The organism is Echinicola sediminis, assembly GCF_054777495.1.
The window spans coordinates 118005-139045 of record NZ_BAAHAP010000001.1; the positions used below are offsets into that span (position 1 = coordinate 118005).

The following is a 21041-nucleotide window of genomic DNA, read 5'->3' on the forward strand; positions in this document are numbered from 1 at the left end:
GCCTTAGAAGGCCTTCGCTTGATTTTTATCGGTTCTTCCCTCCTTCGGGAAGATATTCATGAAATTTTTATTCCACGTTGTCCCAATGACTACCTGCGACCCAACTTTCTTTTTGTAGAGTCGACAGTCAACTACTTTTCACCATGAAACATTTTTATACTATATGGAAAGGGGCATCCCTTGTCTTTTTACTGACCTTAAGCTCCCTTTGCCAAACAGGACTTGCCCACGCTCTTTTGAATGGACACCAACCTGTCTCTATTTTTCGAGGCGCAAGTTACGGAAAATCATCCACTAACATCGAAGAAAACCTTAAAATATCTTCTAAACACCTTATATTTCCCTGCCCATTACCCTCTGAACAGCAGCTGACTGCAGAAAAGCCCTTCTCTTCCCAAGCCAGCAAATCCAAAGGACCTCATCTTTCCGAACAATCGAGCAAAGCCGAAAGCCCTCATTCACCATCCGAAAGCTTCGCTTCAAAAACACAAAACAAAGATCCGGACAGCAGCCAGGCCCAAATAGTCCATGTCCTTCCTTCAGGCCCCAGGGATTTGACCATTTACTTTTCTTCCGACCTAGACTCCACCTTCGCAGTGATTCCTGACTTCTATACCATTAACAACCAAGCTCCCCTGGAAGTCAGATGGGGAAAATTCCCCAACCAGGTCATTCTCCTCTTGGCCTCTCCTATAACAAAAAACATCCACCTCGAACTGAAAATAGAAGGCATCCTGGACCAATATGGCTACCCCATCCCAACAACATCTTATTCCATAAAAAACCAAAAACAAACCTCCCTGTCCTTCAAATCCTTGGTCATCAATGAAGTCATGGCTGCCCCAAAAAAAGAAAATCCTCTACCCTATGCTGAATACGTGGAAATCTTTAACCCCACAAATGAAACCATCGCTCTTGGGGGATTTTTTCTAGCCAACGCAAAGAGAAAAGCAATTTTACCGGATATTGATATTTCACCCGGAGAATATTTGATCCTGATACACAAAAACGACCAACAGGCCCTCTCTCCTTACGGCAAAACGGCTGGCTTATCCAGCTGGCCGAGGTACGTAAACGGAGGAGACAAAGTAATCCTCCGTGACAGGGACGGCAGCCCCTTGGACAGCCTCTCTTATAACTCTGGCAGTTATGGCAGCTCCTCCAAAGCCAGCGCCGGCCATAGCCTTGAAATCTCCAACCCCTATTCACAGTGCGACCAATCCCTTTTGCTCAAACCTTCAGAAAGCCCTCTATTGGGCACTCCCGGCCAGGAAAATTCAGTATTTGACCCGACCCCTGACCAAGTAAGCCCCCAGCTCCTTCAGGCCATTGTAAAAGATGAAATTCACCTGCTATTGGAATTCAATGAGCCCCTATCCCCGGATCTATCCCCCGCCGAATGGGAGTTTCAAAACAACCTAGAGGCAATGGACGCTTCTTTTTTATTGGACTCTTATTCAACCGTCCAGCTGACCCTGAACAGACCTTTAGAAGAAAAAACCGCCTACCGGATCACTGTGAGGAATTTGAGGGATTGTGCAGGAAACCTGATCGACCCCAACCATAACCAGGCTGCATTTCAGGTACCTTCTGAAGCTGAAGCAGGGGAAATCATTTTAAACGAGGTACTCTTTAACCCCAGGAGCGGCACTCCGAAATTTGTGGAACTCTATAATCACTCCCCTAAGTACATCGATCTCTCCGGATGGAAACTCGCCAATATTTCCGCGGACGGCATTGACAACAAAAAGCTCATTACCGATCAGCCTAGCTTGATCGGTCCCTTTGATTACAGAGTGGTGACCACCGACATCGCCACCTTGTCCCGGGAATACCCCAAAGGCAAAAAAGAAAACTGGATGGAAATCAGCAACCTTCCGAGCTATCCTATCGCCGAAGGCGCCGTGGTTTTGCTAAACCCTAAAGAGACGCTGATTGATCAATTTGACTATTCCGACAAATTCCATCATGAAATGATCCAAAACACCAAAGGCATATCACTGGAAAGATTATCGCCTGATCAAGCCACCAACACACCCAAAAACTGGCATTCCTCATCAGCAGCTGAAGGCCATGCCACTCCTGGCTATAAAAACTCCCAACATTTCGAGCTCAATGAAGCAGGAACAGGAATCCAAATCCAGCCCAGGATCTTTCTTCCAGAAGCTACCGGCGAGCAACCATTCACTACCATCAGCTATAAGATGAGTAGCGTTGGATTTATTGGAACTATCAGGATATTCGGAACAGATGGCCGCCTTGTCAGAACCCTGTGCGAGAACGAGGTTTGGGGCAAAGCCGGTTTCTACACCTGGAACGGATTTGACCACATGGGCACCAAAGTCCGCCCGGGGTATTACCTGGTCTTAACGGAACTCATCCACCTCAATGGAAGGGTAATTTATGACAAGAAAACAGTTGTGGTCGGCACTAAATTATAGCCTCTTCTTGCCCTATGAATAATCCTGTTTTTTTCTTAATTTGACATAGGATTTAAGCATTAAACAGTCATGACCGAAGATATCATCAATAATACGTTAAAAGCATACTTTATCAAAAAGGGGAAAAACTTCAAATTGATCCAACGATACCTTCGCATAAAGTACAAGCTCAACATTGAAGAAAAGCTACTGCAAAAAAGAGTGACTCAGCTAAAAATCAGCTGAGCCTCTCTTCCTATCAATTTTGCAAACCAAACCCATTGATTTACTTAGGCAAACTTTTTTGTGCGAAAACCAGTTTCTACTATTATTAGCATCCTACCACAGCTTGACCTCCTCCACTTCTTTTAAAAAAACAGCCGCAAATAAACAGGAGGCTTTTGAACAATTCGTGAAATTTTATTAAACCAAAACCAAACCATTTAACGTATTAATGTAATAAAGATGGACATACATCTAATTTGCTGAAACACGCACATGGAAATATACTTGTCACATTTTTGATTTTCAAAAGTGCACCTTATTTTAGGGGACTTTTTAGAAATCAAAAATTGATTTCACCAACACAATTAACGCCTAGAAACTATGAGTCAAGAAGAGAAAACATCATACTCTAGAGAAGAACTGAGAGAGTTCGAGGAGTTGATCAACAGCAAACTCGCTGTAGCAAAAGAAGAGTTGATTTCCTTAAAGGAAACCCTTAGCAAAAAGAACGATAGCGGCACGGACTTTACGGCCTCTACATCCAAGCTACTGGAAGATGGTGCTGACACTTTGGAAAGGGAAAGCTTGAGCCAGCTGGCAGCTAGGCAGCAAAAATTCATTATCAACCTGGAAAAGGCCTTGATACGGATCAAAAACGGAACATATGGCGTTTGTGTAGACACGGGCAAGCTGATCGCCAAGGAGCGACTAAAGGCCGTTCCTCATACCATGCACTCCATAGAAGCTAAACTTGCCAAAAAGTAAGCATTGGAATTTTTACACAGACATATTGAAGCACTGATATTCTGTTCACCTTCTCCGTTGGGCATTAGCGAAATCCAAAAATGCCTGACGGAGATGTTTGAGTCTGAAGTCCCCACAGAGCATATCGAAGAGGCCATCAAAGAATTGGCGGAAAAATACCAAAACGATGAATTCTCTTTTGCGCTGGAGCACCTCGGAAACGGTTACCAGTTTCTGACCAAACCTGCCTACCAGACCAGCATATCCATCCTACTGAAACAGCAGTCCACCAAAAGGCTTTCCACTGCCCAAATGGAAACCTTATCGATCATTGCCTACAAGCAACCGGTAACCAAAACGGAAGTGGAGCAGATCCGAGGTGTAAACTGCGATTATTCCATCCAAAAGCTACTCGAAAAAGAACTGGTCACTATCAAAGGAAAATCCGATAGCATCGGCAGGCCTTTACTATATGGCACCAGTGACAAATTCATGGAATATTTCGGCATCAATAGCTTAAAAGACCTCCCCCAGCCAAAAGACTTCAACCAAGAAGAAAACCAGATCGGCACGGAACAGGAATAACCTCCCCTCAATTAAATATCAAGGTCTATACCTAAAATCTGTTCCATACTCACTATCTTTGCAGCTTGTTTTATAAAAAGGCAAAAAGCTCATTTATAGACCATTAGCTATTTAACACCTTTGATACAGCAGAGATGCTGCAATGCTATGAAAAAACCAAACAGAAACTACCCTAAAGGCAATAAAAAAGAAAAGGGCCATTTTTCACCATCGGCTAAAAGCGGTGAAAAAAAATCCTATGGACAACATAAAAGCCCTTCTTCCAAAAGAACAGAAGATGAAGGACAGAAAGAGGGGTTCTCACCCCTGAAGCGCTACCGCAAAGACAAACCTTCTTTCAGAGAAGAGAAACCCAACAGGGAAGACGGCAAGTTTAAAACCGTCTACAAAGGACGCGACAAAAACCAAAAACCTGTTTTCGCACAGGAAAAAATAGAGGGAGAGCACCGCCCGAAGACATCCAAGAAATTTAAATCAAACCGCTTCTTCAACAAAGACGCACAAAGCAAGGAAGCACAGCCCGAATACAATTTCAAAAAAGCTGCCAAAAAGGCCAACAAACCTTTTGCAGAGGAAATCCGCCTGAACAAATACATTGCCAATGCAGGCATCTGCTCCAGAAGAGATGCCGACAAACTGATAGAAAAAGGGGAAATCAAAGTCAACGGAGAAGTGGTCACCGAGTTAGGACACCGTGTAAAATTCTCCGACAAGGTGGTTTATAAGGGTAAATTGATCAATCCCGAAAAGCCGGTTTACGTACTTCTAAACAAACCCAAAGACTTCATCACCACCACAGATGACCCTTTGAACAGAAAAACGGTCATGCACTTGGTGCAACCTGCTTGCGAGGAAAGGATCTTCCCTGTCGGCAGACTTGACAGAAACACTACCGGTCTTCTGTTATTCACCAATGACGGAGAGCTTGCGGCAAAACTTTCCCATCCCTCGGAAAAAATCAAAAAAATCTACCAGGTCACTTTGGACAAGCCCATTTCCAAAACCCAGGTAGAAGAAATCCTTGAAGGGATCACGCTGGAAGACGGGCCAGTGGAAGTTGATGACCTACAGGTACTCTCCAAAGACAAGACCATCTTAGGCATTGAAATCCATGTCGGCAAAAACAGAATCGTCAGAAGGATTTTCGCCCATTTCGGCTTTGAAGTTGTCGCCCTGGACCGTGTCACCTATGCAGGTCTTACCAAAAAAGACCTATCTAGAGGAAAATGGAGATTCCTCACCGAAAAAGAAGTGATCAACTTAAAGTTCTTTAAGTAGAGAGGTCCAGCACACAACAGTTATAAAATAAAACTCCTATTGAGCCCAACCATTTTCTTTGGGTTTCAAATAGGAGTTTTTCTTGTTTTTAGAGTCTTGCTATTTTTTTTTATATTAACCCAATTACCAAAACCAGCTCATTTTAGGAAAAGCCTAGCCCTCAGACAACTCTTTAATAGACTGCGCCTTTTAATCGGTTTCTCAACTTTTACACTTGGCGTTTATACTATTGACACATAGTCAGAAATTAAAAATTTTGCCCTAAACAAAAATCGTCTGTAAAATACTGGCATTTGACCCAAATCCAAATTCCTGAGGCCTTCATTACCGCCTTTCAAACAAAATAGATTAATTTTGGTTCCAGAACATAATTTAGGAGCCTTTCAAGTATTCTATTTAGCTTTTCCTAACACCATACCATCGAGTAAACATGAAAAAGAACAACCAGAACATACCAGCAATCATCACTTGGAAAAAGGGCATAAAAAAAGCCTTGAATTTCTGCAAGGCTTGTGGTGATGAGTGGACTCGAACCACCGACTCACGGATTTTCAGTCCGATGCTCTACCAACTGAGCTACATCACCGTTGTAAAGTGATGCAAAGGTAGGCAAATGTTCTTTCCATGCAAACCTATTGACTAAAAATATTGAAAGAAAATTAAAGGTTTTATACTAATCAATTCACTATGAACATTTTACCTCAGGTAATATTTTTCCTGATTTTTATAGCGGCTGGCTATGTCCTTTTTAAGAGGATATCGTTTCTGAAAAGAAACATCATGCTGGGCAAGAAGGAAAGCCGGAATGACCAGGCATCGGAAAGATGGAAAACGATGTTACTGGTAGCATTTGGCCAAAAGAAGATGTTTAAAAGATGGCTGCCTGCCTTTCTTCACCTGCTGGTGTATGCAGGATTCATCATCATCAACCTGGAAGTCGCAGAATTCATCATTGATGGATTTACTGGACAGCACCGGATTTTTGCCCCCTTCTTGGGAGGCCTCTACACCTTCGCCATGAACGCCTTTGAATTTTTGGCGGTAGGCGTAATGCTTTCCTGTCTGATTTTCCTGATCAGAAGGAACATCACCAAAGTCCCCCGGTTGACCATGGCGGAACTTAAAGGTTGGCCCGCCCTGGACGCCAACCTGATCCTTATCATAGAGATTACTTTGATGGTAGCCATACTCAGCATGAATGCCACCGATCAGATTTTGGCCCAGAGAGGAAATGAGCACTACCTTCAGCTGGGAACCTTGTTCTTCAGCAGCATCATCCAGCCTTTATTTACAGGCTTAAGTGATACCTCACTGATCTTTATTGAGCGTTTTGCCTGGTGGTTCCATATTATCGGCATTTTGGGTTTTGCCATTTATGTCACTTATTCGAAACATTTGCACATCTTTCTGGCCTTCCCAAACACTTGGTACTCCAATCTTAAGCCCAAAGGGGAAATGGCCAATATGCCAGAAGTAACCAATGAGGTCAACATGATGCTGGGAATCCCTGTAGAGGGCGGCAATGAACCTCCTGCTGAAATAGGCCGTTTCGGCGCCAAGGATATCAATGACCTCAGCTGGGTCAATATCATGAACGCCTATTCCTGCACCGAATGTGGCCGATGTACTGCAGAATGCCCTGCCAATATCACCGGCAAGAAACTTTCCCCAAGGAAAATCATGATGGATGTCCGGGACCGCGCTGAGGAGGTCGGCACGAGCATGGATCAGGGAGGAAAAGGCCTTGAGGACGGCAAATCCCTACTCGGCGACTACATCACCAATGAGGAAATCAACGCTTGTACCAGCTGCAACGCCTGTGTAGAGGCTTGCCCGGTAAATATTGACCCTCTTTCCATCATCTTGCAGATGCGCCGCTATGTGGCCATGGAAGAAAGCGGCTCTCCCGCCCAATGGAACGCCATGTTCCAAAACATGGAAACCAGCTTCTCTCCCTGGAAATTTGCCCCTTCAGACCGGTTTAACTGGGCCGAAAGCGTAAAAGACGAAGAAATGAAATAATGGATGCACCGCATCCTTTTTGATCAACTGAAACCAAGCAACAAACATGTCCAATTATAAAGTACCTACCATGGCCGAAATGGCTGCTTCAGGAGAATCACCCGAAATTCTTTTTTGGGTAGGCTGTGCGGGGTCATTTGATGACCGCTATAAGGCCGTCACCCAGGCCTTCGTAAAAATCCTCAATAAGGTAGGCGTTAGTTTTGCCGTACTTGGCCCCGAAGAGGCCTGTACCGGAGATCCTGCCAGAAGAGCAGGCAACGAGTTCCTGTTTCAGATGCAGGCGGTGGCCAATATCCAGGTACTGAACGGCTATCAGGTCAAAAAAGTAGTGACCGCCTGCCCTCACTGCTTCAACACCATCAAGAACGAATATCCTGCACTGGGCGGAAACTATGAAGTCATCCACCACAGCCAGTTCCTACAATCCCTGATCAACGAGGGAAAGATCGTGATGAAAGGCGGCGGAGCATTCAAAGGCAAAAAGATCACTTTCCATGACTCCTGCTACCTGGGCAGGGCCAACAATGTATACGAGGCCCCCAGGCAAATCATCAAGGCATTGGATGTAGAGCTGGTAGAGATGAAGCGATGCCGCACCAAGGGACTCTGCTGTGGTGCTGGAGGAGCCCAGATGTTCAAAGAACCGGAAAACGGCAACAAAGACATCAATGTAGAACGTACGGAAGAAGCCCTCAAAACCGGTGCTTCAGCCATTGCAGTGGGATGCCCTTTCTGCCTCACCATGATGTCTGACGGGATCAAAAACAAGGAAAAAGAAAATGAGGTCAGTGTATTTGACCTGGCAGAATTGATTGCCAAAGATCAGGGACTTTCATAAACCCCTGATCTTCACTACCTTGGGAAAAACAAACTTTTAACACCATGGTTTATCTTTTTATACAAAACCTATCCGGGGCTCATGTCTTCATCATCTTCACCCTTGTATTTGGCCTGTTTGTCTGGGCAATCTTTGATATCCTCTCCTCCAAGTTTAAAAGTAAAAACGCCAAATTACTCTGGGCATTACTCGTCTTTTTGGCCCCTGTTTTTGGCCCCATCCTTTATCTGATCAGGAGAAAGCACGATAAGGTGTTGCCCTCATGAATTGGGTTATACCAAAAACTGGCCTTTGTAAGAATCATTCTTCCCCTTTTTATCGTTTTAGTTTAAAAGGGTTTTTATGCCCAAATGCTTAGTTTTACATTTCACAAAAGAATAAATACCAGAAACCATATGTACCAGCCCTTCGAAACAATGTCCGACTCCTCAAGGATATGGGTTTACCAGTCCAACAGAAAATTCACCCCAGAGGAAATCGACCTTATAGAGTCCCGGTTGACCGTATTCTGTGACGAGTGGAACACCCATGGCAGCCTCATGCCAACTTCCTTCGATATCAAATACGACCAGTTCATCGTTCTTTCTGTAGACGAGTCCAACTTAGGGGCCAGCGGCTGCTCTATCGACAGCTCAGTCAGGGTACTCAGGGAATTGGATGAAGTACTGAATGTCAACTTACTGGACCAAGGAAAAATCTCTTTCCTCAGCAAAGATGAAGTCACAACCAGCAGTCTGGGTGAAATCAAGGAATTTATCCAATCCGGTGAACTTACCGCCAACACGCAGGTCTTTAACCCGGTGATCCAGAAAAAAGAAGACCTGGAGAGCAACTGGCTTATTCCCGCCAGCAAAAGTTGGTTAAACCGATATTTTAATAACTAATTATTATAAAAGTTATATATTAGAGCATACACCATTTGATGATAGCTTGACTCCATGATGAAAAACTGTTTTCTGAGTTCCCTTTTTATCTTCCTGATTTTGATGGGCTGTACCAGTCTGCCTCAAAAAGGAAAAAGCCAGTTTGCTGCCGGAGAATACCAAATGGCCATCGGCACTTTTTCAAAGGTTCTCGCCAATGATCCCGAAGATAGCGATGCCAACTATTATGTCGGGGAAAGCTACCGACTTTCCAACAGAATAGAAAAGGCCTTGCCTTACTATGACAAACTGCTGGAAAAGGAAGGTTCTTTTGAGAACTACATGAAAAAGGCCAAAAGCCTTCATGGCCAAGGCGAATATGAAGCCGCGGCCGAAGCCTATAGACAGGCCAAGGAGCACACCAGCAGTGATTCCCTTTTAGCTTTGGCCGATAGAGGGGAAGCAAATCTTGCCAAGATTGAAAACATCACGGATTACTGGCCCTATCATGAACTGTACAACTATGAGCTGCTCAACACCTCCGGAATTGATTATGCTCCTATCGTCAGTGAAAATTTTCTTTATTTTACAAGTTCCAGAAGAGCCAGTGGGGTCTACCCCGCCACAGGACAAGGCTATACCAAGCTGTTCAGGGCCCGGGCAGACGGCATCAATGTAGATGTGCAAAATGTGCAGGCCCTTCCTGAATTCAGAAATGAAGAAGGCCTTAACCAAGGAGCCATTACGATCAGCCCTGACGGGAATACCATCATTTATGCCAGGGGCAACAGCCTCAGCAAAAAAGACCTTCCGGATGTAAACCTTTTCATTTCCTACTTTAGGGGAGGTGGCTTTACCGATCCCATTTGGATGCCTGTCAATGAAGAAGAAACCTACTGGAACTCCACCCCGGCCTTCAGTCCGGATGGCGAAGTGCTGTACTTCGCTTCCAATCGCCCAGGCGGATACGGGGGCACCGACCTTTACAAAGCCACTAAACTGGCCAATGGGGACTTTGGAAATGCCCAAAACCTCGGACCTCAAATCAATACCCCCGGCAATGAAATGTTTCCACGGCCGGTAGGCGAAAAGTTTTTCTTTGCTTCCGATGGACACCCGGGATTTGGTAAGCTCGACCTGTTTGTTGCTGAAAACAAAGACGGAAATACCACCATTACCAACCTGGGCAAAAACATCAATTCCATCAGTGATGACTTTGGCATTTTCTTTACCAATTTCCCCAAAGAGGGTTTTATTACCTCAAACAGGGAAGGCGGCATCGGCGACGATGATATTTACTATTTTAAGGACAACACCCCCATCCCCAAAGTGGTCAATGTATTCCTCAATGTACAAACCCTTCAAAAAACTCCTGAAGGTGAAGAAACAGTCTTACCGAGGACCAGGGTGGCACTTTATGACAGCACTAAGGAAGCGGTAGGCGGGGACTTTTCCAATCAAGAGGGAAGGCTCAGGTTCCAGCTACAGCCCAATGCTGAGTTCACCATGATTGCCTCTAAAAACGGCTATTTCACCAAAAGTATTACCTATAGCACCATTGGAAAAACCCCTCGACAGGAAGAACTTATCCAAGACGTCACCAATGTCGTATTGGACACCACCATTGTTTTGGACAAGCTCGAACTGGAAAAGGCCATTGTACTGGAAAACATTTACTATGACCTGGACAAGGCCAATATCCGGCCAGATGCTGCTTTGGAACTGGATAAACTGGTCAAGATCCTAGAGGACAATCCTGATATTAAAATTGAGCTGAGTTCCCATACCGACACCCGTGCGAGTGACGAATACAACCAGGATCTTTCCCAGCGAAGAGCTGAATCTGCGGTGAATTACATCATCAGTCAAGGCATTTCAAGAGACAGGTTGGTGGCCAAAGGTTATGGAGAATCACAACTGATTATCCCAAATGCCCAAACCGAAGAGGAACATCAGGTAAACCGTCGTACCGAATTTAAAGTGATCGAAATAGAAGAATAGCGGTTTGGGAAGCCGCCAATATGTGACTTAGCTGTCTCATAGCGGGGAAACATCTTATCACTGGAGGGAAGAAGTGATCTTGATGTTAATCTATTGCAACTATAGGAGAAATCCCTGCCTGCGAATGGCGGGTTTCTCCACTACCTGCGTAAAAGAGCGAACAACATGCTTACTTTAAGCCTTCCTTCAGCGTACTTTCAACCATATATTTTCCCAATCCCTCTTAAAATACTTAACTTTACGTCGAATATTAACCAAGTAAACTTTCCGATGGACGAAAGATATATGCAAAGGGGCGTTTCGGCCTCAAAGGAGGATGTGCACCAGGCCATTTCCAAACTGGACAAAGGCCTTTATCCCAAAGCATTTTGTAAGATTGTTGAAGACACGCTGGGAAATGACCCCAACTATTGCAATGTCATGCATGCGGACGGTGCCGGAACCAAATCATCCTTGGCCTACCTTTACTGGAAGGAAACCGGTGATTTGAATGTTTGGAAAGGCATTGCTCAGGACGCCATCATCATGAATACGGACGACCTGCTCTGCGTAGGGGCCATCAACAATATCCTGGTTTCTTCGACCATCGGAAGAAATAAAAACCTGATCCCCGGAGAAGTCATCTCCGCCATCATCAACGGTACAGAAGAAGTCCTGCAGATGCTCCGAGACAATGGCGTAAACGCAGTACTGACCGGCGGTGAAACTGCAGATGTGGGTGACTTGGTCAGGACGGTCATTGTGGACAGCACTGTTACCTGCCGTATGAGAAGGGACGAAGTCATCTCCAATGACAAGATCAAGGCAGGCGATGTGGTGGTCGGCCTGGCATCCTATGGCCAAGCGAAGTATGAAGACAGCTACAACGGAGGAATGGGCAGCAACGGCCTGACTTCCGCCCGTCATGATGTTTTCAACAAGGTCCTAAAAACCAAATATCCCGAAAGCTTTGACCCATCTGTACCTGAGGACTTGATCTATGCAGGCAAATACAACCTGACCGATCCTGCTCCAGGAGCTCCGGTCAATGTCGGCCAACTTGTTTTGTCTCCGACCAGAACATATGCTCCGATTATGGTCGAAGCCTTGAAATACCTTAGACCGCAGATTCACGGCTTGGTACATTGCAGCGGTGGGGCACAGACCAAAGTCCTGCATTTTGTAGACAATGTACATGTGATCAAAGACAATCTATTCGAAACTCCTCCATTGTTCAAAATCATTCAAGAAGAAAGCGGTACAGATTGGAAGGAAATGTACAAAGTCTTCAATATGGGCCACCGCATGGAAGTCTATTTGGAAGAAAAATATGCAGAAGAAATCATCGATATCGCTGAGCTATATGGAGTGGATGCCCAGATTATAGGTCGGGTAGAACCTCATGAAGGCAAAAAAGTAACCATCAATAGCGAGCACGGAACCTTTGAATACTGATTCTTTTCTGCCTAGATGACACGCAAAACATTTAAAATACTGGCCTGGATAACAGGCCTTTTACTTTTACTGGCCATTAGCCTGCTGACTACAGTAGACTGGTCAGCCCCAAATGAAAAAGCCTACTTTCAGGAAACCTTAAAAGTCCTGGATAAAATGGAGCCTCAATCCTCAACAGGGGACACCTGGCTGGTTGGCTGGTCAAAGACCAATGTTACCCCCGGGGAACCGGTTGACTTGGTCGGTTACAAGCCACGTGGAGCATATGAATTTGTTCTCGACAGCAGTTACGTCAAAGCCCTGGTCGTGGGGAACGGCAAGCAAAACATTGCTTATTTGAACTATGAACTGCTAATCGTCCATCCTTTTTTAGCAAAAAATATAGAAAAGGAAATCAATGCGGCCCATTTACCCATTGATCAAATCTATTTCACTGCTACCCATACCCACAGCGGCATGGGCGGCTATATACCCGGTATAATGGGCAAAATCGCTTTCGGCGGCTACGATCCATCTATCGTCCAAATGCTCGCCAAGAAATCAGTGTCAGGGATCCAACAGGCACTAGCTAGTCAAGACACTGCCAAGATCACCTATCAAAAGCACAATGCCCCTCAATTTGTTGCCAACCGTTTTATCAAAGACGGACCAACTGATCCATTTATCCGACAGCTGGTTTTCACAAAAAAAAATGGTCAAAAGGGCACTCTCTTCACTTATACAGCGCACGCCACCTGTCTGAACAGCCGCTATATGGGCCTCTCTGGGGATTACCCCTTTTATCTTTCTCAGGACATGCAGGATGATTATGAATTTTCCCTTTTTGCGGCAGGTACAGTAGGAAGCCACAGGCCCCTGGCTCCCGGAAGGGAACCTGAGGATATCAAGACTTACGCTTATAAAATCGACAGTTTGATGGAGCAAGGCCCCGTCTATATGGACTCCCTTAACCACCACACGATACAGCTCTCTTCGATTAAACCCCAACTACCGGAAGCAACCTATAGAATTTCTGACAACATCCGTTTACGGCCGTGGGTATTTAATTCCCTGTTCGGAGACACCAACGGGCATTTTGATGTGGCGCAAATAGGCAATACCCTTATGGTCTCCTCTAGCGGGGAAATATCAGGAATGTTTTATGAAGAATGGGAAAAACAGGCCTCCCAAAAAGGGCTGAACCTCATCATCACTTCTTTTAATGGCGGATATATGGGCTACATTATTCCGGACCAATACTATCACGAAAGCTACTTTGAAGCCAGGGACATGAACTGGTTCGGCCCCTACAGCGGCTCTTATTTTGATACCATCATCACTAGGATCATTTCTTCGGCGGAACAATAAAAGCGGACTCTTGGCTTTCTTTAAGCCTTTTGACCGGCATTCTGGAAGAATAGTTTTCAGGAAGCTGCACGATGCCCAAAGTCCCCTTATGATCTTTGGGAAGGCTTAAAACAGGCATGTTTGGATCTGTGTACGCCATTTCTCCTTGGATGCCCCTCCATTCCTGCCAATTTTTAGACATCAAAAAAGCCTTGGCCCCAACTGTATCCAGGGAATTCTCCAAACTGTCAAGCTGGAGTGGCTTAAAATCAAAAATTTCGGAAAAAGAGCGCTTCACTTCGCTGCTATCATTGGATTGGGCAAAAAGTTCACCTGAAGTGAATAAGAACCCTGCAAAAACTATAACCAGAGGAGTTTTCATATCGTCAAAGAAGGTTTATCGGCTTAAGATCAATAAATTAATCCTATTTAACAAAGGTTCCAAAGCATGAAACGTTAAAATGAGTTAAGCCTTTCTCCCAATTATTTTTTCTGAAAGACCTCGGCTTTGATCCAACCTCGCTTGAAGTGTTGCTCCTTCTTTTTTAGCCAATTAAACCTACTAAAAAACCTGCCATAATCGGGCAAATCTTTTCGGGGATGCCTCGTCACCATCCTAAAAAAAGAAATCATCAGAAACTGCAGCCACCTTCTTTCCGGCAGATCAAAAAAATCCACCAAAAGCCATTTGCTATGGGCATGGCTTCGTCGCTCCATCTCTTTGAAAAGACCATTGATTTGCGGATCAGACAGGACGTCCAAAAAATATTGTGTGACCACCACGTCAAACACCACCTCGGGCAACTTACTGAATTCGGTCTGGTGCAAAAACACCAAATTTCCACACTTCTCTATCCTCTTTTGCTTTTTGGCCCTCTCCAACATCTTTTCTGATGCCTCCACAAAAAACACCTTTCCCGTCACTCCTGCCTTTTCCGATATCACGGGAAGATTCACCCCGGAACCACCTCCAATATACAAAACCGTACTACCGGGAAGGATTTCATTCAAAAAAGCCCCTTTGCTTTTTTGGTAGCTTTTCCCCAATACGGCCAATGCCATACGGTCATAAAAAGCCGCTACCCTGTCATAAAGGTTTTTCTCCATTTTGTAAAGATAGAAGTTTCACTCCGCTCTCAGCCTTCCTTTAAAAAACCCAAAGCCATTTCTTCAGCTTTTTTTGTAACTTATCTGTTGACTTTTACAAACCCAAAAACTATGAAGAATTTATTGCAGTCTTTCTCGGCCATCAAAACACTTTTAAAGAACATAGACTTTGCGAAGCTCAACAAACTTGCCCAAAAGGTAGACCTGAATGAGATGGTAGGGCTGGTTTCAGAAATGAGCGAGGCTGATCTGGCTAAAATGCTCAAGGTGATGAAGGGAGGAAAAAAGCCCAAAAAAATCCCACAGATCAACGGTGACTTTTATTCGCTGGAAAAAACACTCTCTACAGAAGAACAGAAAATTTTGGCCGATGTACGGGGCTTTATGGAAAAAGAAATCCGCCCCATAGCCAATGAATACTGGAACAAAGGCCATTTCCCCATGCACATCATCCCCAAGATGGCCGAACTGAATATTGCAGGACTGACCTACAAAGGCTACGGGTGTCCGGGCAGGTCAGCACTGCTGGAAGGATTTATCGCTATGGAAATGGCCCGTGTGGACACTTCTATTTCTACTTTCTTCGGGGTTCAATCGGGCTTGGCCATGGGCTCAATTTATGTTTGTGGCTCTGAAGAACAAAAACAGGAATGGCTCCCAAAAATGCAAAAGATGCAGGTTATCGGAGCCTTTGGGCTTACTGAGCCGGCCGTTGGCAGTGGCGTAGCCGGAGGGCTCACCACTACCTGTAAGCGGGACGGGGATGAATGGATCATCAATGGACAGAAAAAATGGATCGGAAACGCCACTTTCTCGGACATCACCGTCATCTGGGCCAGGGATCTGGACGACGGGCAGGTCAAAGGATTTATTGTCCGCAAAGGAACCGCCGGTTTTCAGGCTGAAAAAATCAAAAACAAAATGGCCCTTAGGACCGTACAAAATGCCCTGATCACCCTTAAAGATTGTCGCGTCTCCGAGAGCGACAGGTTACAACATGCCAATTCCTTCAAAGACACCTCAGAAATCCTTCGACTCACCAGGGCTGGAGTAGCCTGGCAGGCGGTTGGTTGTGGCAGGGGAGCTTATGAAGCCGCTCTTAGATACACCAACGAACGTTTGCAGTTTGGCCGTCCCATTGCCAGCTTTCAGTTGGTCCAGGATCTTTTGGTCACCATGCTTGGCGACCTCACCGCCATGCAGACAATGGTCTATCGCCTTTCTATGATGCAGGATGCTGGAGAGCTGAAAGATGAGCACGCCTCACTCGCCAAGGTTTTCTGTACCTTACGCATGCGCACCATTGTGGATCATTCCCGGGAGCTTTTTGGCGGAAACGGGATATTGCTGGAATACGATATTGCGCGGTTTGTTGCGGACGCAGAAGCCATCTATTCCTATGAGGGAACCAAGGAAATAAACTCCCTTATTGTGGGGAGGGCCATCACAGGCCACAGTGCCTTTATCTGAAAGGCTTACAGTAACAGCAAAACAAAAGGCAAAATATAGGAGGCATCTATCTGCCTTCTCACTGCCTCCTTGCTCTTATTTGGCTTTACAAAGGCCAGCGCATGGACCAAAAACATGATCAGCAGGATCACTATATAGATATAGTATAAGGAGCCCAAAACAAAAAATAAGCTAAGAATATAAAACAGCGCCATAACAAGAATAGCTGAGAGCAAATTATGGGTCGTTTGCGCCCCAAAAGTATTCACGATAGAATTCATCCGGTCCCGTTGATCACTGTCTTTGTCCATATAAGCCAGCAACAGCAGGTTAAACCAGGCCATTATAAAATAACCTAAAGCAAAGAACCAAAACACTCGGGGCAAGCCGCCATCCACAAAACGGATCAGGGGCACCAAGGTAATCCCTGCAGTATAAAACATTGCGGTGGTCAATTCCTTTAGAAAGGTCAGCCGCTTTCCGAAAAACTTCAGCATCATGATATTTCCTACAATCATGGTGCTCAACAACAGCCCAAAAGAAAGCAGGCGTGAAAACTTAATGAAGTTAAAAGCCAAATAGAAACCGGTAATCCCTACCAAGAACAACCAAATCAATAATTTATTAAAATGTACCTGGTGAAAAAGATGCCTGCCAGAACTTGCCCTCCCCTCGATATTTCTGGCATCCATCAGATGATCAAAGGTATATATCCCCCATACCGCCAGGCTCATCAACACATAAACCACTGGGGTAAAGCTGAGCATTAGCAAATGCTGGAAAAAAAACAACCCGGCACATGCCCCCAGAACCACATCCAGAGACAGCCACTGAAAATAATTATAATATTTATCTAACTTTTGGACCAACACAAAAGTAAATATACAATCCCCAAAATACTTTTGGAATTTTATAGTAGATTTAGAACCCAAATTTCAGTTTACCCATTACAAACCATCAACATGAAAAAAATTCTGTTATCCCTTCTCTTAGTGCTGTCCATTTACGGCTTTTCTACAGCACAATCAAAAACAAAGGTTGCCTGTGTCGGCAACAGCATCACCCAAGGCCCTGGCCGGGAACATCCGGATAGCTGGCCATTGCTGATGCAAAGCATTTTGGGAGAAGAATATCTGGTCAAAAACTTTGGTGTGAGTGGAAGAACCCTGCTAAAAAAGGGAGACCACCCCTACTGGAATGAACCACAATTCCAGCAAGTCCAGGAATTCGACGCGGACATCATTGTGATCAAATTAGGCACCAACGACTCCAAACCTCAAAACTGGAAATATGGAAACGAATTTGTGGCAGATTATATTGACATGATCAACACATTCAAGGCCAGCATGCCCGATAATGGAGAAATTTATGTCTGTATTCCCGTTCCCGTCTTCAAAGATAATTTTGGCATTACCGAAAGTGTGATGGTAGATGAGATGAAGCCGATGCTGAAGGAAATCATCAAAAAGACAAAGGTCAAGAAGATCAACCTTTACAAGCCATTAAAAAAGTCCGGCGACCTATTTGCCGATGGAGTCCATCCCAACAAAGCCGGCAACCAAATTATGGCAGAGGTCGTCGCTAAAAAAATCAGGTAAAACAAAAAGCCCCATTTTCACGGGGCTTTTTCATATGTTTAATTCATGCCATGACTTATAGACATGGCATGGATATGAAGGGGATGATCAGTGAGCGACTTCCTCTTCCTGCTCATATTCTTCAGTAGGAATGCAGCTACACACCAAGTTCCTGTCCCCGTAAGCTGAATCAATTCTTCTTACTGTAGGCCAGAACTTACTGTTTCGTACATAATCCAGCGGATAAACTGCTTTTTCTCTTGAATAAGGGAGGTTCCAAGCATCGCTCATTACCATTTTAGCCGTATGAGGTGCATTTTTCAGCACATTGTTTTCAGCATCGGCCTTTCCTTCTTCGATTTCCCTGATTTCCTCCCGGATAGAGATCAATGCATCACAGAACCTGTCCAGCTCCGCTTTGGTTTCTGACTCCGTTGGCTCAATCATCAGTGTCCCTGCCACTGGGAAAGACACGGTAGGGGAATGAAATCCATAATCAATCAATCGCTTGGCGATATCCTCCACTTCAATGCCCACGTTTTTGAACTCCCTAAAATCAACAATCATTTCGTGGGCAGCTCGGCCTTGGGAACCGGTGTAAAGAATTGGGAAGTATTCGCTTAATCTCTCCTTGATATAGTTTGCATTAAGAATTGCCGTTTGCGTAGCATGCTTCAAACCATCTCTTCCCATCATAGCAATATAGGCATAGGAAATAGGCAAGATACTGGCACTGCCAAACGGAGCGGCAGAAATAGCGGTAATAGGCTGCTGTCCACCTGTCTTCACCAGAGGGTTGCTTGGCAAGAAAGGAGCCAAATGCTTGGCTACACAGATCGGCCCCATACCAGGTCCACCACCACCATGTGGGATACAGAAAGTCTTATGAAGATTAAGGTGGCAAACATCCGCCCCAATATCCCCCGGGCTCGTCAGACCTACCTGGGCATTCATATTGGCACCGTCCATATAAACCTGTCCTCCATTCTCATGCACGATCTGGCACATCTCACGGATGGCCTCTTCAAACACGCCATGGGTAGAAGGGTAAGTTACCAAGAAGGAAGAAAGGTTCTCCTTATGCTTTTCGGCTTTCTCTTTCAAATCTCCCAGGTCTATATTCCCTTTTTCATCACACTTTACAATGACCACCTTCATGCCTGCCATCACCGCCGAAGCAGGATTGGTACCGTGCGCCGATGAGGGAATCAAGGCAATATTTCTGTGGCTTTCCCCTCTGCTTTCGTGATAGGCCCTGATCACCATCAATCCCGCAAATTCTCCCTGGGCCCCAGAGTTTGGTTGTAAGGAGGTTTCTGCAAAACCGGTAATTTCGGAAAGCCAGTTTCTAAGGTCTTGGAAAAGATCATAATATCCCGCTGCCTGATCCTGTGGCACATAAGGGTGCAACTGTCCGAATTCCGGCCAGGTAACCGGGATCATTTCTGCGGTAGCATTCAACTTCATGGTACATGAACCCAAAGATATCATGGAATGTACCAAGGAAAGGTCCCTGTTCTCCAAACGCTTGATATACCGGAGCATTTCGTGTTCAGAATGGAAGGCATTAAAAATCATATGATCCATATAGCCTGAAGTCCTCTCCAAGCCTTCTGAAACCTCGAAGGAAAGATCATCTGCCAATGGCTTCAAATCCACGATGTCCGCGCTGAAATGGGTGGTTCTGGCAAACACCTCTATGATGTTTTTAACGTCCTCTATTGTTTTTCCTTCATCAAAAGACAGGTAAACATAACCCGGCTCGTAACGGAAATTCATTTCATGGGAAAGTGCAAACGCCTTTACCTGAGACTGCTGCACGTCCCCCACTTTTATCTTAATGGTATCGAAATAATCCTTGTTTTCCTGAGTGAAACCCAGTTTTTCCAAACCTTGTGCCGTCAACTTGGCCAAACCATGGATTTTGGCGGCAATGTCCTTTAAGCCTTTCGGCCCGTGGTATACGCCATACATTCCGGCCATTACGGCCAAAAGCACCTGGGCGGTACAGATATTGGAAGTGGCCCTCTCCCTTTTGATATGTTGCTCCCTTGTCTGCAAGGCCATTCTGTAGGCCTTATTCCCGTCACGGTCTACAGAGATCCCGATGATCCTACCAGGCACCTGTCGTTTAAAGGATTCCCGGGTGGCAAAATAGGCCGCATGTGGCCCGCCAAAACCCATGGGAACCCCGAAACGCTGGGTGGTACCGACCACCACATCGGCGCCCATTTCACCGGGAGGGGTCAACAAGGTCAGGGACAATAAGTCCGCTGCAAAGGCTGTATATACTTTGTTTTCTTTGGCAGTGTCCACCAAAGCCTTATAATTAATGGCTTCCCCATCCGCGTTGGGGTATTGTAGCATCACACCGAACAGCTCAGGATCGGTCAGGTTCAGCTCACTGAGCGGACCTTCTACCAATTCCACGTCTACCGGTAGTGCACGTGTTTTGATAAGTTCCTTGGTCTGGACAAATACTTTTTCGTCTACAAAAAACTTCATCGCTTTTTTCTTCTCCTTAGGCCGGGTAGCAAAAAGCATGTTCATGGCTTCGGCCGCAGCGGTCCCCTCATCCAGCAAAGATGCATTGGCCAGGTCCATACCCGTCAGGTCCATGACCATCGTCTGGAAGTTGACCAGTGCCTCTAATCTCCCTTGGGCAATCTCTGCCTGATAAGGAGTGTACGCCGTGTACCAGCCTGGATTCTCCATCACATTTCTTAAAATCACCCCAGGAGTGATCGTATCATAATAGCCTAATCCAATAAATGATTTATAGATTTTGTTCTGGGAAGCCATTTTTCTGAAATCTTTCAGAAAGGCAGCTTCAGACTTCGCCACCGGCAGATTCAGGGGCTTTTCCAGCTGAATCGCTTTAGGTATGGTTTGGTCTATCAACTCTTCCAAAGATGAAACACCTATCTTACCAAGCATCTCATTTAAGTCCTTAGAGGAGGGACCATTATGACGATCTTCAAATTTTACGGAGGGGGTTAAATCAATTTTCATAATCAGATTAATGCGTATTATACTTGGGTAATATTCACAGTTTAGTACAGAGGTGCAAAGGTATAAATTCTTGACAGATAATGATTTTCTTTTCCAAGATTTCTAACGTAGAATCCCTCATATTGATGTATGGTTTCGAACTTTTACAAAATATTGT

At 45.1% G+C, this 21041-nt stretch carries 18 protein-coding genes and 1 tRNA gene; 14 read left to right on the forward strand and 5 right to left on the reverse strand.

Annotation, left to right across the window (positions count from 1 at the left end; all coding sequences use genetic code 11):
• The first annotated feature begins 143 nt into the window (after positions 1–143).
• The 5 genes from ACYVAA_RS00560 (at position 144) to ACYVAA_RS00580 (ending at position 5252) form a co-directional block, all read left to right on the forward strand.
• Positions 144–2441, forward strand: coding sequence for a lamin tail domain-containing protein (locus ACYVAA_RS00560; protein WP_460538042.1), 2298 nt, complete (start codon positions 144–146; stop codon positions 2439–2441).
• Positions 2442–2510: 69 nt separating this feature from the next.
• Complete coding sequence (locus tag ACYVAA_RS00565) at positions 2511–2666, forward strand: hypothetical protein (protein ID WP_460538043.1); 156 nt, start codon at positions 2511–2513, stop codon at positions 2664–2666.
• A gap of 360 nt (positions 2667–3026) precedes the next feature.
• Complete coding sequence (locus tag ACYVAA_RS00570) at positions 3027–3410, forward strand: TraR/DksA family transcriptional regulator (RefSeq protein ID WP_460538045.1); 384 nt, start codon at positions 3027–3029, stop codon at positions 3408–3410.
• 3 nt (positions 3411–3413) lie between these two features.
• Positions 3414–3974, forward strand: a complete 561-nt coding sequence (gene scpB / locus ACYVAA_RS00575) for an SMC-Scp complex subunit ScpB (protein WP_460538046.1) — start codon at positions 3414–3416, stop codon at positions 3972–3974.
• A gap of 147 nt (positions 3975–4121) precedes the next feature.
• Positions 4122–5252, forward strand: coding sequence for a pseudouridine synthase (locus ACYVAA_RS00580; protein WP_460538047.1), 1131 nt, complete (start codon positions 4122–4124; stop codon positions 5250–5252).
• Between the two features lie 513 nt (positions 5253–5765).
• Here ACYVAA_RS00580 and ACYVAA_RS00585 read toward each other — a convergent pair.
• A tRNA-Phe gene (locus ACYVAA_RS00585) sits at positions 5766–5838 on the reverse strand.
• Between the two features lie 101 nt (positions 5839–5939).
• Here ACYVAA_RS00585 and ACYVAA_RS00590 point away from each other — a divergent pair.
• From ACYVAA_RS00590 to ACYVAA_RS00620, 7 genes are all read left to right on the forward strand, one after another.
• Positions 5940–7274 (forward strand): 4Fe-4S dicluster domain-containing protein, encoded by a 1335-nt coding sequence (locus tag ACYVAA_RS00590; RefSeq protein WP_460538048.1) that lies wholly within the window; start codon positions 5940–5942, stop codon positions 7272–7274.
• 46 nt (positions 7275–7320) lie between these two features.
• Positions 7321–8115 (forward strand): (Fe-S)-binding protein, encoded by a 795-nt coding sequence (locus ACYVAA_RS00595; RefSeq protein WP_460538049.1) that lies wholly within the window; start codon positions 7321–7323, stop codon positions 8113–8115.
• Between the two features lie 44 nt (positions 8116–8159).
• Positions 8160–8381, forward strand: coding sequence for a PLD nuclease N-terminal domain-containing protein (locus ACYVAA_RS00600; protein ID WP_460538050.1), 222 nt, complete (start codon positions 8160–8162; stop codon positions 8379–8381).
• A gap of 150 nt (positions 8382–8531) precedes the next feature.
• A complete protein-coding gene (locus ACYVAA_RS00605; RefSeq protein WP_460538051.1) occupies positions 8532–8999 on the forward strand; it encodes a hypothetical protein in 468 nt (155 codons plus the stop codon).
• Positions 9000–9053: 54 nt separating this feature from the next.
• Complete coding sequence (locus tag ACYVAA_RS00610) at positions 9054–10979, forward strand: OmpA family protein (protein ID WP_460538052.1); 1926 nt, start codon at positions 9054–9056, stop codon at positions 10977–10979.
• Positions 10980–11249: 270 nt separating this feature from the next.
• The gene (locus ACYVAA_RS00615; protein ID WP_460538053.1) at positions 11250–12413 is read left to right on the forward strand and encodes an AIR synthase family protein; all 1164 of its coding nucleotides are present in this window, start codon (positions 11250–11252) and stop codon (positions 12411–12413) included.
• A gap of 15 nt (positions 12414–12428) precedes the next feature.
• Entirely contained in the window at positions 12429–13760 is a 1332-nt protein-coding gene (locus ACYVAA_RS00620) for a neutral/alkaline non-lysosomal ceramidase N-terminal domain-containing protein (protein WP_460538055.1), read from the forward strand.
• On the opposite strand, the gene ACYVAA_RS00625 is transcribed toward ACYVAA_RS00620, so the two are convergent.
• Complete coding sequence (locus tag ACYVAA_RS00625) at positions 13738–14121, reverse strand: hypothetical protein (RefSeq protein WP_460538057.1); 384 nt, start codon at positions 14119–14121, stop codon at positions 13738–13740. The two genes, ACYVAA_RS00620 and ACYVAA_RS00625, sit on opposite strands and share 23 nt — an antisense overlap.
• Positions 14122–14222: 101 nt before the next feature.
• Positions 14223–14846 (reverse strand): class I SAM-dependent methyltransferase, encoded by a 624-nt coding sequence (locus tag ACYVAA_RS00630; RefSeq protein WP_460538058.1) that lies wholly within the window; start codon positions 14844–14846, stop codon positions 14223–14225.
• A 111-nt stretch (positions 14847–14957) separates the two neighbouring features.
• On the opposite strand from ACYVAA_RS00630, the gene ACYVAA_RS00635 reads away from it, so the two are divergent.
• Positions 14958–16316 (forward strand): acyl-CoA dehydrogenase family protein, encoded by a 1359-nt coding sequence (locus tag ACYVAA_RS00635; protein ID WP_460538060.1) that lies wholly within the window; start codon positions 14958–14960, stop codon positions 16314–16316.
• Between the two features lie 5 nt (positions 16317–16321).
• On the opposite strand, the gene ACYVAA_RS00640 is transcribed toward ACYVAA_RS00635, so the two are convergent.
• Positions 16322–17167, reverse strand: coding sequence for a UbiA family prenyltransferase (locus ACYVAA_RS00640; protein ID WP_460538062.1), 846 nt, complete (start codon positions 17165–17167; stop codon positions 16322–16324).
• Between the two features lie 90 nt (positions 17168–17257).
• Here ACYVAA_RS00640 and ACYVAA_RS00645 point away from each other — a divergent pair, with 90 nt between their 5' ends.
• A complete protein-coding gene (locus tag ACYVAA_RS00645) occupies positions 17258–17893 on the forward strand; it encodes a GDSL-type esterase/lipase family protein (RefSeq protein WP_460538063.1) in 636 nt (211 codons plus the stop codon).
• A gap of 87 nt (positions 17894–17980) precedes the next feature.
• Here ACYVAA_RS00645 and gcvP read toward each other — a convergent pair whose 3' ends face one another.
• Entirely contained in the window at positions 17981–20884 is a 2904-nt protein-coding gene (gcvP, locus tag ACYVAA_RS00650; protein WP_460538064.1) for an aminomethyl-transferring glycine dehydrogenase, read from the reverse strand.
• Positions 20885–21041: the final 157 nt, after the last annotated feature.